This is a genomic window from Natronoglycomyces albus, assembly GCF_016925535.1.
Taxonomy (GTDB): Bacteria; Actinomycetota; Actinomycetes; order Mycobacteriales; family Micromonosporaceae; genus Natronoglycomyces; species Natronoglycomyces albus.
Genome location: NZ_CP070496.1, coordinates 3,702,559 through 3,717,114, shown reverse-complemented (window position 1 = coordinate 3,717,114; position 14,556 = coordinate 3,702,559). Strand labels below are relative to the sequence as shown.

The window sequence follows — 14,556 nt, the reverse complement described above, 5'->3', positions numbered from 1 at the left end:
CCTCGGTCAGCCGGAGCGACACCCTACGATCCTCCTTATTAGAAAGAGGCTGACCACATGTTGAGCGAAGAGTCACAGGGCCAGCCATCCGACCTTGGATGGTTGTTGTCGAATCTGGTCGAACGAGTTCCGCACACCTGCAGCGCGTTGCTGCTGTCCTCGGATGGGCTTAAGAAGTCCTTCCATGGCCTTGATAACGACCGGGCTGATCACCTGTCGGCAATCGCTTCGGGCCTGTTCTCACTGGCTCGTTCGGCCGGAGTCCACTTCGGATCTGGTTCTGGCGTTCGTCAAGTTGTCGCCGAGCTCGACGACAAGATTCTGTTCGTATCCGCCGCCGGTTCCGGGGCCGTCCTCGCGGTCGTGGCCGACCGTGAAGCCGATGCCGGGGTCCTGGGATATGAGATGTCCCTCCTGGTCAAGAGCGCGCGGCCCTATCTCACGACACCTATGCGCCGACCGTCGCCGAATACGGGTGTGGCGGCTGGTTAATCATGCGTGAACTCGACGATGATCTGTTGCTCGACGAGGACGCTGGACGTTTGGTACGCCCCTATACCGTGAGTAAGGGACGTACCGCTCCCACTGCCCGGTTGGATCTACTGTCCATGGTGTGTACCACCGGGACAGTTCCGTTCTCTCGTCTGGATTCCGAGCATGCTGAGGTCCTATCCCTCTGTTGCGACCCCATATCCGTCGCCGAGATGTCTGCCCATATGCGCCTACCCGCCGCGGTCATCAAAGTCTTGTTGTCTGACCTGGTTGAGTGTGGCGCAATTACATCGCAAGCCCCGGACCCCCTCGCCGATCCGACCGACCGATCCCTTCTGGAGGCTCTCCTCAATGGCCTACAACGGCGACTCTGAACCCTTGACCGCTGGCGCTGCGCCCGAAGCGGGAACGGCCGCTGCGGCTGTACCTTCCGCCGGAGTTCCCCGGGCCTTCGCGCCCGGCCAAGCGGCCTCGCCCGGAGTCGCACCCCCTCCCGCACCGGAGACACAAACCTTGCCCACCGCGATCAAGCTCTTGGTCGCCGGAGGGTTCGGGGTGGGTAAAACCACGTTCGTCACCTCAGTGAGCGAGATCGAGCCACTCAGCACTGAGGAAGTTCTCACCTCGGCCAGTATTGGCACCGACGACCTCACGGGAGTCGGCGACAAGGACACCACGACCGTGGCTTTGGACTTCGGACGCATCACGCTGGACGCCCAGCATGTGCTGTACCTGTTCGGGACCCCTGGCCAAGACCGATTCTGGTTTATGTGGAACGAACTGTCTGACGGTGCGGTGGGTGCGGTCGTACTCGCCGACACGCGACGGCTAGAAGATTGTTTCTCGGCGCTGGACTTCTTTGAACGGCGCAATACCAGATTCATTGTGGCCGTCAATGAGTTCGATAACTCCTACCAGTACGACCCTGACGAGGTGCGCTCCGCGCTGGATCTGAAGCCGCATGTACCAGTGGTGCTGTGTGACGCCCGGGACCCGCGCTCTGCCACGTCTGTGCTGGTTGACCTGACCAAACACCTGTTGTCGACCAAGAGCGGTGGCTGAGGCAACACCCATGAACGCAGCCTTGAGCCGGGCTCGGGAACATCCGAGCTGAGTTGAGTCGCTTACCCGAGCCCGCCTTTCGCTATACAGACTGGAGCCTGCAATGACCTATGAAGAAGAGAGAATGTTCGTCACTCCTCACGACCCGGCCGCCCCGGAGCGGGTGGAACGGCTCAGGGAATTGGGCATCGGTGACGAACCCGACGGCAAGTTCGACGAATTCGCTAAGAAGCTGGCCGAGATCACCGGCGCCCCATACGCGATGGTCAATTTCATCGATGAGGACCGCCAGTACTTCGCGGGCCTGCACGTGCCAGACGAAGACTCTCCGGCGGCGGCCGCGCCCGATGCGACTGATTCCCCCGAGGTTGGTCGCGATATGGACCGCGACCACGGTTACTGCCCGCATGTGGTGGTGCGCCGGAAGGCGCTGGTCCTCGAAGACGTCTGCGACTATCCGCGTTTCGCGGGCAACCCGGTGGTCGACAAGATCGGCATCCGCTCCTACCTGGGAGCCCCGCTGCTGGACCACAATGGGAAGGCTCTGGGAACGGTGTGCGTAGTGGACACGGAGCCGCGACCGTGGGGACGCCCGGGCCTGGAGACGATCAAGGCGATGGCCGCCGAGGTTATGGAGACGATCCACAAGCGCGAACAAGAACAGCGGGAGCGTGAGCAAGAGCAAGGGCCTCAGCACGACACGCCTCCCCCAGCGCCGCAACAGGGTGGGCCTGTGGCGGGAGCCCCGGCGCAGTACCAGCAGGACCCGCAGCCGGGCTACCCCGACCCGCGCGCCCACGAGAGCCGCTAGATACCCCGCTACCTCAGTTGAGGATCAGAATGACGAAGAACCCCGACTTTGTCGGAAACGACAGAGTCGGGGCTGTGGGGGCTCGGTGAGGTGACCCGGTGGAGGCTTAGGGAACTGGCCGAAGCCGAGGTTCTTGGCTGATGTGAGGGGCGTATGGGAGGGGCTGGCCTGGCAAGTCCTTTGGAGGAGGGACTGGGTGGGGATCGGTTCCAGTCACGCTGTTAGCGCGGAAATTGTGGTTACGGGGTGAACAGTCACAAGGGTGTGGTCCTCAACGTTGAGCGGGGGCTTTCGGTGAGGCCTTTACCTGAGCGGCCGGTGCACCGTGCATTTGTTGGTGTTGCCTCTGGCACGGTTGGTGGTGAGGGAGACCGTGCTTGTTTTTAGGGTGTCATCTGTACCTTGTCTGCCAATCGCTCTGACCATTGGCCTTTGGATTGACCCAGCGCCATCTCTCCGAGTCGGAGCCGCTGGATGTCTGAGGTCCCGGCCGGGGCGAAGATGTGGTGCGCGTCGCGCAAGTAACGCTCGATCGGTCGGTCGGTGAACAAGCCGGAAGCGGCGTGGATTTCCATGGCGTTACGAGCTGAGTCAAGCGCGTACTCGACGTTGATCAACTTCGCGTTGATCAATTCCGCGTCGCATCGCAGTCCTCGGTCCAAAAGGTCAACGGCGTGATAGGCGGCCAACCGGGCGGTCATGAGCCGTGATTGCATGTCACCAATTTTGTTTTTGATGGTGGGCAGCTCGTGTAGGGGCTTGCCGTATAGCTCGCGCTCGGCCGCGTACTTGGTCGTCTCGTCCAGTATCGCCTGGTGAATACCGAGGGCGACAGCTGTCAGGTTGGCTCGTCCGTAGAGGACGCTCGAAGAGTATGCCACTGGCAAACCTTCGCCGACCGAACCTAGGACGTTGCTCGCCGGTACCCGACAGTTCTCGAAGAGTAGTTCCCCAAAGCTGAATCCGTGCAGGCCCATGGCGGTTTGTTGTGGGGCCACCGAGAAGCCTTCGCGGTCGGATTCGATGAGGAATGCGGTGAGTCCCTTGGACCCGGAGCCGGTGCGGGCCACCACCCCGTGTACATCGCCCACGTGGCTGTTGCCGACGAATACCTTGTGTCCGTTGAGTATGTAGTCCTTTCCTTCGCGTTGCGCCGTGCAGTTCATGCCCAGTACGTGGCCCCCGGATTCGCCTTCGGTGACGGCGATGGTGGGCAGACACTCACCGCTGGCGACCTGTGGCAACCAGTGCTTCTTCTGCTTCTTGGTGCCAAAGTGAATGATCTTGGCTACGCCCAATTGCGAGGCTTGCGCCATCGCGCCCATTGCTCCACTGGCCTTGGAGAGTTCTTCGATGATGATGGTTTTGGCGACGTGGCCCATGCCCATGCCGCCGTACTCTTCGTCTATGGTGACGCCGATCCAGCCTTGGCGAGCGATCATCCGTGATAGTTCGTGGTGGACGGAGCGGCTTTGCTCCATGTCGTTGACGCGGGGGAGTACTTCTCGTTTGGCGAAGTCCTTTACTTGGTCCCTGAGTTCTTCGTGTCGTTGCGTTGTGATGTAGCCGTAAGTCTGGCTTCCACTGGGTGGGTCGGTTGCCAGGGGCGGTTTTGAGAGCTTCCACATGATGCCCCATTCTTTACAAATGGTAATTACATGATCATTTTTCGCAGTGACTTTAGCAATATGCCAGCAAGAGGGCAAGGCTCAAAATTGTCCGTAACGACCGCCTTCGATATACCCTAAAACCGTTGGGCCACAAAGGAATGAAACAACCGGGAGCGTATGGGCACGTGAAGGGTGTCGTACCGATCGGTAACTGTGGGGAGCCGAGTCACCGCGCGGGGTGTGTGTCTGGATGGAGGCCGGTTACTTTGTGTATGTGTTGTGTGTCATTCCACTTATTCGCGCCCGTGCCGTTTCTGGCCGCATCTTGGTGAAGTGGTTAGAGTACGAGCCGGGGTTTGCCGATGTCGGCTCTGGATTGCCACCACTTTTATCCATAGTGGTCACAGCGATGCGCAAGGCCAGCCGGGCGCCCACCACGACTGCCTCACATAGTCGCCTCTGTGGGTTGTTCGGGTCGAGCCCATTGGATCGAAGGCCTCTGATGGGGTGTCACCGTAGGTGGGAGCCGGTGCGCACAGGCGGATAAGTCGGCGGTGGCTTGGCATACTGCTGGGAGTCGAGCGGTACGATCAGGCGAACGCCCTGAATAATGTGCCCAAAAGACGCTGTATTCCTAAACGAGGAGGGCTGATAGTGCCAGCCAAGACCGAAGTGACGATAAGGGTTCTGATTCTGGGGTCCGGCAAGGACGCTGAGCACGCTCGCCAGCTCGCGGAGGACCACGCAGAGGTGGCCATTGCGGCCCGATTTACCACGACCGTGACGCACATGGTCGTCGATGAGACTGTCAAGCCCTCGGAGCCCCGTCTGAAGAAGGCGACCGACCAGGGAGTGCCAGTGATGCGGCTGGCGGCTTTCAAAGACTTGTTGGGCGAGGCCGACGACACCGAAGTTGAGGCGGGCCCGGTCGTGGAGGACGCCCCCCAGGCTGAAGAGGCTGCCCAGGAGGCTTCGAGCGAAGCCGCCGCGGCTGAGGGTGATGAGTCCAAGGCTGCTGAGGGCGACACCGAGTCGGCTGCCATTCCCGAGCAGGCTGAAGCTCCCTCGATGGAGCAAGACGCCGAGGTTGAGTCCAAGACTGAGGCCGACGCTGTTGAGGCTGAGTCCAAGGCTGAGTCCAAGCCTGAAACGGCCGCAGAGCCTGAAGCGGCCGCAGAGTCCGAAGCGGCTGAGAAGGTAGCGGTCAAAGAAGAGGCCAAGCCCGAGGTTGCCTCTGAGCCTGCGCCCGAGAAGGAGGCCGACGTCAAGGCGGCTGCCTCGGACAAGGCTGTTGACGAGTCGAAGCCTCACGAGGAGGCCAGCGCTGAGACCAACGGTGTCGACCAGCCTAAGGCCGGTTTCTTCGCCAAGGTGAAGGCCCTGTTCGGCATTGGTAAGAAGTAACTAGCGTTAACTGCTAAATCGGCCCATTGGCCGCGCGCCCGGCGAAGATCTTTCGCGATTGCCGGATGTGCGCCAGGGCCGATTTTTCTATGCCTGATTGGCGGCTGAGGTAATGAACTGCGACAACGTCAAGACGTGAAGATTCTTCACCCAGGGGACCCCCAATTCCAGCGTCTCAAAAGTCCTGTTTGAGCGTCAAGTAACGATATGGCGCTTGTGGATAACTATGGGGTTTGCGTCTGTTGGCGGCGGCTTTCGGAATCTTTGGCGGAAGCGACGCACCTGGTTGGATTAGTCGGCGCGCGATACGTGACGAAAATTTCACTGGCATGGTCGTGAAAAACAAAGTTGAGTGGACTAGACTCAACTCTGAGACGCAGGTTTAGGCAAAGCGCGGATCAAGAGGTCGTCACGTCTACGCAGGTAGGCCCGGGGCGCCTACCTAGACGCCCTTTGCATAGACCTCACAGCTGGTCCTCGATCAACTGAATCTCCGCCCACGCGCCGACCACCTAAGCAAACCCGCCGTCATCGAAGCCCATATCCGCCACACCACCGGCCCGGGCCAGATACGCCAATCAGGTCCGCCGTGAGCGCACGAGCACTAGCTTTGGCATCAAGACACCGTCGCGCCGCAAAGGAGGAACCTTGGACGTCAACCGCCTAACTACCAAGAGCCGTGAAGTGATCTCGCAGGCAGCCCGCGAGGCCCAAAGCAGCGGCCACGCCACCGTCGAGCCCTGGCATCTTCTCCACGCTCTCCTTACCGTGGACGGGTCCACCGCGCCGGGCCTACTCCAGGTAGTCGGCGTGACCCCAGGCTCCCTGGCAACTCAAGCCGAGCAAAACCTCGACCAACTTCCAGCCGCGTCAGGGTCTTCCGTAGCCGAACCATCCATGGCCCGCGAATCCCTCGCCGCGATCAACGCCGCCGACGGCGTCGCTAGCGACAACGGAGACGAATATGTCTCCACTGAGCACCTGCTCGCCGGGCTGGCTCAGATCGGCGACGTCGGCGAAGCCATGCAACAACTCGGCGCGACCGTCGAAAAGCTCGTTGCCGCCTTCCCCACCATTCGCGGCGGTGACCGCAAAGTCACCAGCGCCGACCCCGAAGGCAGCTATAAGGCACTAGAAAAATACTCCATCGACTTGACCAAAGCCGCTCGCAACGACAAAGTCGACCCGGTCATTGGCCGTGACACGGAGATTCGCCGCGTCATCCAAGTGCTTTCTCGCCGCACCAAGAACAACCCGGTGCTCATCGGAGAACCGGGCGTCGGTAAGACCGCGATTGTCGAAGGCTTGGCTCAACGCATCGTCGCCGGAGACGTCCCCGATTCCCTACGCGACCGCTCCGTGGTCTCCCTCGACCTGGCCAGCATGCTGGCCGGAGCCCAGTACCGAGGCCAATTCGAGGAACGACTCAAGTCCGTCCTCGAAGAGATCAAATCCGCCGACGGGCAGATCATCACCTTCCTCGACGAGCTGCACACCATGGTCGGCGCGGGTAAGACCGAAGGCTCCATGGACGCGGGCAACATGCTCAAACCCATGCTCGCCCGGGGCGAACTACACATGGTCGGTGCCACCACCCTTGACGAATACCGCCAAAACATCGAAAAGGACCCGGCCCTGGAACGCCGCTTCCAGCCCGTCCTGGTCGGTGAGCCTTCCGTTGAGGACACCGTGGCCATCCTGCGCGGGCTTAAAGAACGCTACGAAGTCCATCACGGGGTGCGCATCACCGACTCGGCCCTGGTGGCGGCCGCCCAACTATCCGACCGGTACATCACCGACCGCTTCCTACCCGATAAAGCCATTGACCTCATTGACGAGGCCGCTTCGCGCCTCCGCATCGAGATCGACTCGCGGCCAGAGGAAATCGATGCCGTCGAACGCACTGTGCGCCGCCTCGAAATCGAAGAAATGGCGCTAGCCAAAGAAACCGACCCAGGTTCGCGGGAACGCCTCGCCACCTTGCGCCGGGAACTGGCTGACAGCCGCGAACGGCTCTCGGCCCTGTCGCAACAGTGGAGCCAAGAGAAAGACCGCATCGGTTCGGTCTCGCAACTGAAGGAACAACTTGAGGACGTCCGCGCCGCCGCCGAACGCGCCGAACGCGAATACAACCTCGAAGAGGTCGCCCAGTTGCGCTACGGCAAGATCCCTGAGCTGGAGTCCCAACTACAGCAGGCCGAAGCCGCCCTCTCGAAGGAGCAAAGCGCCTCACCCATGCTCAAGGAGGAGATCGAACCAGACGAGATCGCCGAGGTCATCTCCGCCTGGACGGGCATCCCCGCCGGGCGACTCATCGAGTCCGAGACCGCGAAGCTGCTGCGCATGGACGAAGTGCTCAGTCAACGCGTCATCGGCCAAGATCCCGCCGTGCACGCGGTCTCCGACGCGGTGCGCCGCGCCCGGGCAGGCATTAACGACCCGAACCGGCCCACTGGCTCCTTCCTCTTCTGCGGCCCCACCGGGGTTGGTAAGACTGAGCTGGCCAAGGCTTTGGCGGAGTTCCTGTTCGATGACGCGCACGCGATGGTGCGCATCGACATGGGCGAATACACCGAGCGCCATTCCGTGGCGCGGCTCATCGGTGCGCCGCCTGGCTACGTCGGCTATGAGTCCGGCGGTCAGCTCACCGAGGCGGTGCGCCGCCGCCCGTATTCGGTGGTGTTGTTCGACGAGGTCGAGAAAGCTCATTCGGGCGTGTTCGACACGCTGTTGCAGGTGCTTGACGACGGCCGCCTCACCGACGGGCAGGGCCGCACCGTCGACTTCCGCAACACGATCCTCATCATGACCTCGAACCTGGGTTCGACCTCGATCGCGGATTCGACGCTGGATGCCGAGCAGCGACAAAGTGCCGTCATGTCGGCGGTGCAGGGGCATTTCAAGCCGGAATTCTTGAACCGCTTGGACGACATTGTCGTGTTCTCCTCGCTGAGCGAAGAGAACTTGAAGGGCATTGTGGACGTGCAGCTGGACGTCTTGGGCACACGGCTGGCTAACCGTCGTCTGGTCCTCGATGTGGACGATGACGCCCGCACTTGGTTGGCCGAGCGCGGCTTTGACCCCGTCTATGGGGCGCGGCCGTTGCGTCGGCTGGTGCAGAACTCGATCGGTGACCAGCTGGCTCGGCAGTTGTTGGCCGGCGACATCACCGATGGTGACACCGTCTCGGTGGGAGTCGCCGAACGCGGCGACACGCTGGCCGTCTCCAAGGGAAGGCCCCAGGCGACGGACACTGGCAACGGCAACGGCACTGGCGTGGACAGCGCCGGGGCAACCGGCCCCAACGCCAGGAGCGCCGACATCGACAACGCCAGTTAGCCGCGAACAATCTCCACCCAAGACGTGGGGCCGGACCCAGAGTGAACTGGTCCCACGTCGTGGGGCTACATTGCGGGCCGCACTGGCTTACGGCCCCGTCGTTAATCCTCGAAATCGATGCTGCCGACCTTGCGACCGTGAACTCGTAGCCACCAAAATGACAATGCCGCGACAACCAACCACAGGAAAGCCACAGCGAAGGCTGTAACCGTGTGAAAGCCCACCACCGTCAAGTCTCCGCCTCCCATGACTTCCCGAATCCCACTCAAGGCGTGCACGCCTGGGAATATCTGCGCTACCCACTGGAAGCCCGCCGGCCAGTAGTCAAGCGGCACGACGAACCCGCCGATCATCATGGACACCGTCATGACGAACGTGGAAAAGACGTTGCGTAGATGGGGAAACCGCAATGCCATGCCGCCGCAGGCGACACCCAGAGCATAAGTGGTGAGTGCCGCTACGATGACCAGCGCGAATATCAAGGCCGCCTGCGAGATACTGACGCTGATGCCGAAAGCCGGAATCAGAATCGCCAAAGCCAAAATAGACGACACCGAACCGGTCAGGATGAAAAACCAACTTCGAAAGAGGAACACGACCGCCAGTGCCGCCGGGGACGCCACCAACAGCGACAAAGTCCCCGCGTTCCGATCCCATGTCGTAGAGGCGCTGGCCATCATCGGCAGAGTCGTTGCCAGATACACGGACATGCCGATTAGAAGAAACGAAGTCACTTCTCCGCCTGCGGCCAGTGCTCCAATCGAGGAAAAGAACACCACCTGGCACAGTGTTCGCAACATGTATCCACCGAAGAATGACTTCACGGTGTAGGTCATGCGCATGGAGGCCATGCCCAGATTGATAGCTTGCCGCGATTGCGTCACAACACTCATACGAGACTCACATTCCCGGTTGTACGGAGGCGTTGAACCAGCCGTGAGAGAACGGCGATGGCGGCTGCCAGCGTGAGACCCACCAACAGCGTGGCGATGCCGAGCCGGGGCCAAAGGTTCTCGACGGGTGCCGCGAGCACACTGTCGCGCAGCAGGTCGGTCACCCAGGACAGGAAGAACAGGCGGCCGATCCACTCCACCACGGTTGGAAGCAGTTCCAGCGGCACGAGGACACCACCGAAGAGGAACAGTGGGTAGGAGATGGCGTTTTGGAAGGCTCGCACCGAACGTCCGACCACAAAGGTCGCCGCCATCAATATCGCCATGGCCACCATGCCCACCAGACACAGTACTGTTGCCAGCACGAAGGGAACCAGGTGCTCGACGGCGACGATGACGCCGAAGCCGAGAGCCGCGACCAGCCATGCCTGCACGAGCCCGATGAGCCCGAACGCCAAGACGGTGCCGATTCTGCCCGCCAAGACCGACGCGAACGAGCTGGGCGCTCCCATTTGGGCTTCGAGGACGCCGGTGTTGCGGTCGCGGAAGATAATTTCGCCGGATTCGCCGATGGCGACGCCCAGCAACGCCATGATCGCCGGAGCGATGACGGCATAGGCCGCAATGTCCTCGCGGCCGATGTGGTCGAAGATCGCCAGCAGTGTCGCGGTGAGAAACGGGGTGGTGATGAGCGGCAGCAAGGTTCCGGGGTTACCGCGGATGATCCGAGACTGGAACCTCATCGCCTCGGTGATTGGCCGGGCCGACAGTGTCACGATCCCAACTCCATACCGCGTTCGCCGATGAGCTGTATGTACACTTCCTCCAGCGTCGCCGGGGCAAGCGAAACTTCGTCTATGCCTATGTCGGTGAGAAAGAACAACACTTCTTGGGCGGCCCGCTTGTCGGTGAGATCGATGTGCGCTTCGCTTGAGTCGGTGAGGCGCACTTGCTCGACGTCGACCCGTTGTTCCAATTGCGCGGCGATGTCACCGGGCACGCTCTTGGCGACGATGCGGTGCCGACTCGACATCGACCGCCGCAACGCGTGGGGGCTTTCGCAGTGCAACAGCTTTCCGCTGTCGATGAACGAGACACGGTCACACAGCGATTCGGCCTCGGCCATGTTGTGGGTGGTGAGCAGGAAAGTGATGTTATCTTCGCGCAAGTCTCGAATCAGGTTGCGGAACTCCTGCGCCGCAATCGGGTCCATTCCCACGGTCGGCTCGTCCAGAATCAGGATGCGCGGATCACCTATGAGGCCGCGTGCCAGGTGCAGCCTTTGTCTCATTCCTCGCGACAGCGTGTCGACGCGGTCATGCGCCCGGCCCCTGAGGCCGACCAAGTCCAGCAGCCTCGGCACGCGTTCTTTGGCCACGGAGCGCTTCACGTTGTACAGACCGGCCCAGAAGTGCAGGTTGTCGGCCGCAGTCATCATGTTGTAGAGGCCCTTTTCGCCTCCAAAGACGATTCCCACCAGAGGCTGTATTCGCTTGTACTCGTGTGTCACGTCGAACCCGCTGACGGTAGCGCTGCCTGATGTCGGCACTAGCAGCGTGGACAGGATCTTGCACAGTGTCGTCTTTCCGGCCCCGTTGGGGCCGAGGAGCCCGTGGACTTCGCCGTGGGGCACGGCCATGCTGATCTGGTCGAGTGCTGTTCGTTCGGGCGCCCCATCCTGGCTTTGGTATGTGCGAGTCAAGTCGGTTACCCGTATCGCAAGTTCCGTCGCGTCGCTCATAGTGTCCTTTGCTTCTGTCTGTGAGGTTGTGAAGGCCGATGTGTGGGGGCATCTGGTCGGTCGGTAAGCCGAGGGGGTCGCATTCGGCTCATCCGCCTAGCCCAAGCTCTCGACGCCGACTTCTTCCAACGTCTTCGCTTCGATCACCGAGCTGGCGGTGAGAAACCATGCCCCGAGAGGACTATGCCGAATGTGTGGTGAATCCACGTCTTGTTTGTCGGCGGTCAGCACGACCGGGATGCCCCATACCAGCAGCCCTTTGTCCAGGGCATCGGCTCCGGATATGCCTCGTACCATTGCCTGTAGTACCCGATTCCAAGCCTGGGACGACTGGTTTTCGATCAGCGCGAACTGGGAGGCCAAGGCCAGTCGGGCCCGTGGGTTTCGCAGACCCTTGCGCCAGAACGAGAGTTTGGCGGACAACCGTGTCCCAAATCCGGCCAGTTGCCGCCGTGCCGAAGCGTCAGCGTAGCTCTTGTCAATCTGGGACACCAGGCGAATCAGCTCCTCGGCGAGAGGTTCGACGCCAAGGTCGGCGATCATCGCCTCCCGTTCGGCGCGACCGGCGTCGGACAGTTGTCGGTCTAGCAACAGGAAATCCAGCGCATCCCGAAAGTCGAAGGCTCGCTCATACCGTTCGGCGATGATGGCCAGCTGGGTACGCACGATGTCGGATTTCACGTCGAGTCGTGTCTGAGGTTTTGTCGCCGAGCTTGCGCCGATCCACTCCAATGTGGTGATCTCGACTCTTAGGGGCTGCTGCATCGGCTCCACGAACGGTTTTTCGACAATGACCCGCATCTGTTCGCAGCCGTCGGAACGCCACAACATGAGGCTTTCGCGTTGCCACCCGGCGTCAAGGAAGTATCGGGCCACGTCGGTGACGGTCAACTGGTCTGAAACGACCACGTCGAGGTCTGCGCTGTAGCGCTGCACTCCGGCGGGGTAGGCGGCGCTGGCGGTCGGCCCTTTGACGGCGATGATGTCGGGCCATCGTTGGCGCAGCTGCTCCCAGATCACGGCATAGTGGTCGGCTCGTTGCCGCACCACGTCGACTTCGGCCCTCGTGAGGCTGTCCAGTGTTTCGCCTTGTAGTTCCAGACATGACAAGTACGTTGGTACGACCTTGGGGCTGCGTTTGCGTAGCTTTCGCAGGAACGGCGCGATGTGACGTTCTTCTCCGTACCAGCGGTGAACGGCGTCGATCAGTTCACCCACGTCGCCGGACGCGGCTGTGGACTTCTCGGTCATAGTTCGAGCCGCCAATACGATTCGTGTAGCCTCCAGCCTTGGGCGAGGAGCCGTTGGAAGACGGCGGTCGCATTGTCATCCGAGCCGACTATCGAACCCCGCACGGTCGCAGCCGCGGAGTGGGCGACGGCGAGGTATAGCAGGGGGGAGACGAGTCGTCGTAGTTCGTCGCGCTCATACGCCCAGATGTCGATCAGTTCTACGGTCTCGCCGGTGTCGACCCAGGAGACGAACCCGATGACCTCGTGGCCGCGCTTGGCGAGCAGCGCGTGCGCCTGGTCTGCCTCGTAGGCGGGAATCACGTTGCTGCGCAGATTCGCTTCCACCGCGTCGGTGCGAAACGGGACGCCTTTGGACGAGGCGGAGAACTCCAGCCCGTGCAACAGCAGGTTGACGAAGTCCTTGGTGTTGTCGGCGTGGAGTTGTTCGACGTGAACGTCTGCGGGTAGCCCGTCGACAGAGGCGCGTACGGATACCGTCGGCATTTCGACGAAACGTTCGTTACAGCGGACGCCGTCACCGGCCGGGGCTTTGTGGTCCGCCTCTAGGCGCAGCAGGAACGGCAACTCGCTTCCGAAGTGCGCGCGGGCCCGTCCGAGGAATCGTCGCAGTCGTTCCTGGCTGTGGAGGATTTCGGCGGGGACGTGGACGAGGAAAGTGAACTTCTCCAGCAGGAACGGGTCTTCGTACACGGAGATGACGGAGGGGGCTTCGTCGAAGAGGTAGACGTCGTCGTTGGAGTAGCTCTCGCGAACCCACGATGGTAGGTCCATGTGGGCGATGTCTGCTGATGGAGCGGAGTCGTCGGTCATGTGTTCCTCAAAGGTGTCCCACCTGTGCGGTTGCCAGCCCTGGTGGTCTCGCGGGCGAGGTCTGAGCCGGCACGTCCGGCCAACTGAAGTGGGTGGCTTCGCACGGGCGGCCGTATAGGGGTAGTGGTGGTGGCTTGGAGTGGAAAGAGCGTTCTTCCCACTCCAAGCGCAGGGGTTTGTCCTCGTGCCGCCGGGCACTGACGCTCAACGTCCGGTGCCCTTGTCAGATTTGGCGGCGACCAGGTGCCCTGTTAGGGGCGCGGCTTGAAGATGCCTGCGATGGACGGAGTGATCGAAGGGCCTTTGCCTGGCATGGTTATCACCTTTCTTGTCGTGGTTCTTTCGATGCCCGCGGACGCGCTTTCCATCTGCGGGCTTAGGGATTCAGCGAGTGAATTCCTAAGCGTTGGCCGAGAGCCCGTGGTCGGTGGAGTTCTCGGTAGTCGGGGGGCCGATCTGGAGGTGGCTCAGAATCGCGGCCGTGACATCTGTGGGTGGGGCGGACCCGTCGATACTGATCAGTTCTGAGGCCAGCTCTTTGTATGTGCGCGTGATGGATTCGATGCGGTCGACCGACTTTTCTTCATGTTGAAGGTTCTCGCCGTCCCGTTCTTTCAGCCTTCGCACAAGGTCCGCACTGGACATGTCCAGGTAGAAGGCGTAGTCGGGGCGTGGAATCCCACTGTTGATGGTCGCGAGGAATTCCGAGTCGACGCCTCGGTGAATGAACACCCCGAACGTCGCGTACACGTATCGGTCGCACAGGACGATCGCGCCGCGTTCCAGCGCGGGTTCGATGACCTCACGCACATGTTGCCGACGGTCGGCGGCAGCGAGCAAGGCGAGGATGTGAGCGGTTTCGACGGAGCCGCCCTCGGCGTGGAAGGACTGGACTTTCGACAGCTGCCGGTACCAGTCGGTGGGCTGCTTCGTCTCGACTACTTCGTGGCCCTGCCGACGCAGCGCCGACGCAGTTTGCTCTATCTGGGTGGTCTTTCCCGACCCGTCGAACCCGACGATCGAGATCAGCCGTCCCTGCGTCGGCCGGGGCTCGCCGAAGAGCTTCCGAAAGGATTCGATGTCGACCCGCGTTTCGTTGCTACTGTCCATATAGCCTTACCTCGATGAGCTGGTGCTGCGT

12 protein-coding genes and 1 pseudogene are annotated in these 14,556 nt (G+C 61.5%); 6 read left to right on the top strand and 7 right to left on the bottom strand.

Annotated features, from left to right (window positions below):
• Nucleotides 1-57: 57 nt before the first annotated feature.
• From JQS30_RS15855 to JQS30_RS15840, 4 genes and pseudogenes are all read left to right on the top strand, one after another.
• Nucleotides 58-492, top strand: a complete 435-nt coding sequence (locus JQS30_RS15855; RefSeq protein ID WP_213171209.1) for a roadblock/LC7 domain-containing protein — start codon at nt 58-60, stop codon at nt 490-492.
• 2 nt (nt 493-494) lie between these two features.
• Entirely contained in the window at nt 495-866 is a 372-nt protein-coding gene (locus JQS30_RS15850) for a DUF742 domain-containing protein (protein WP_213171208.1), read from the top strand.
• Nucleotides 844-1,554 carry a GTP-binding protein gene (locus tag JQS30_RS15845; protein WP_213171207.1) on the top strand — a complete coding sequence of 237 codons (711 nt, stop codon included), beginning with the start codon at nt 844-846 and terminating at the stop codon, nt 1,552-1,554. Before JQS30_RS15850 ends, JQS30_RS15845 begins: the two co-directional genes overlap by 23 nt.
• 103 nt (nt 1,555-1,657) lie before the next feature.
• Nucleotides 1,658-2,209: pseudogene (locus JQS30_RS15840) on the top strand (GAF domain-containing protein); the annotation flags it as partial.
• Between the two features lie 539 nt (nt 2,210-2,748).
• Here the strand turns inward: JQS30_RS15840 and JQS30_RS15835 are convergent.
• Nucleotides 2,749-3,993 (bottom strand): acyl-CoA dehydrogenase family protein, encoded by a 1,245-nt coding sequence (locus JQS30_RS15835; RefSeq protein ID WP_213171205.1) that lies wholly within the window; start codon nt 3,991-3,993, stop codon nt 2,749-2,751.
• A gap of 636 nt (nt 3,994-4,629) precedes the next feature.
• On the opposite strand from JQS30_RS15835, the gene JQS30_RS15830 reads away from it, so the two are divergent.
• Entirely contained in the window at nt 4,630-5,379 is a 750-nt protein-coding gene (locus JQS30_RS15830) for a hypothetical protein (RefSeq protein ID WP_213171204.1), read from the top strand.
• A 648-nt stretch (nt 5,380-6,027) separates the two neighbouring features.
• The gene (gene clpB, locus JQS30_RS15825) at nt 6,028-8,718 is read left to right on the top strand and encodes an ATP-dependent chaperone ClpB (RefSeq protein WP_213171203.1); all 2,691 of its coding nucleotides are present in this window, start codon (nt 6,028-6,030) and stop codon (nt 8,716-8,718) included.
• A gap of 101 nt (nt 8,719-8,819) precedes the next feature.
• On the opposite strand, the gene JQS30_RS15820 is transcribed toward clpB, so the two are convergent.
• The 6 genes from JQS30_RS15820 to tmk form a co-directional block, all read right to left on the bottom strand.
• A complete protein-coding gene (locus JQS30_RS15820; protein ID WP_213171202.1) occupies nt 8,820-9,611 on the bottom strand; it encodes an ABC transporter permease in 792 nt (263 codons plus the stop codon).
• Nucleotides 9,608-10,387 carry an ABC transporter permease gene (locus JQS30_RS15815; protein WP_213171201.1) on the bottom strand — a complete coding sequence of 260 codons (780 nt, stop codon included), beginning with the start codon at nt 10,385-10,387 and terminating at the stop codon, nt 9,608-9,610. Before JQS30_RS15815 ends, JQS30_RS15820 begins: the two co-directional genes overlap by 4 nt.
• Entirely contained in the window at nt 10,384-11,352 is a 969-nt protein-coding gene (locus tag JQS30_RS15810; protein WP_213171200.1) for an ABC transporter ATP-binding protein, read from the bottom strand. The genes JQS30_RS15815 and JQS30_RS15810 overlap by 4 nt, the downstream gene beginning before the upstream one ends.
• Before the next feature lie 96 nt (nt 11,353-11,448).
• Nucleotides 11,449-12,603 (bottom strand): hypothetical protein, encoded by a 1,155-nt coding sequence (locus JQS30_RS15805; RefSeq protein WP_213171199.1) that lies wholly within the window; start codon nt 12,601-12,603, stop codon nt 11,449-11,451.
• The gene (locus JQS30_RS15800) at nt 12,600-13,415 is read right to left on the bottom strand and encodes a hypothetical protein (RefSeq protein ID WP_213171198.1); all 816 of its coding nucleotides are present in this window, start codon (nt 13,413-13,415) and stop codon (nt 12,600-12,602) included. Before JQS30_RS15800 ends, JQS30_RS15805 begins: the two co-directional genes overlap by 4 nt.
• 399 nt (nt 13,416-13,814) lie before the next feature.
• A complete protein-coding gene (tmk, locus tag JQS30_RS15795; protein WP_213171197.1) occupies nt 13,815-14,525 on the bottom strand; it encodes a dTMP kinase in 711 nt (236 codons plus the stop codon).
• Nucleotides 14,526-14,556 lie beyond the last annotated feature (31 nt).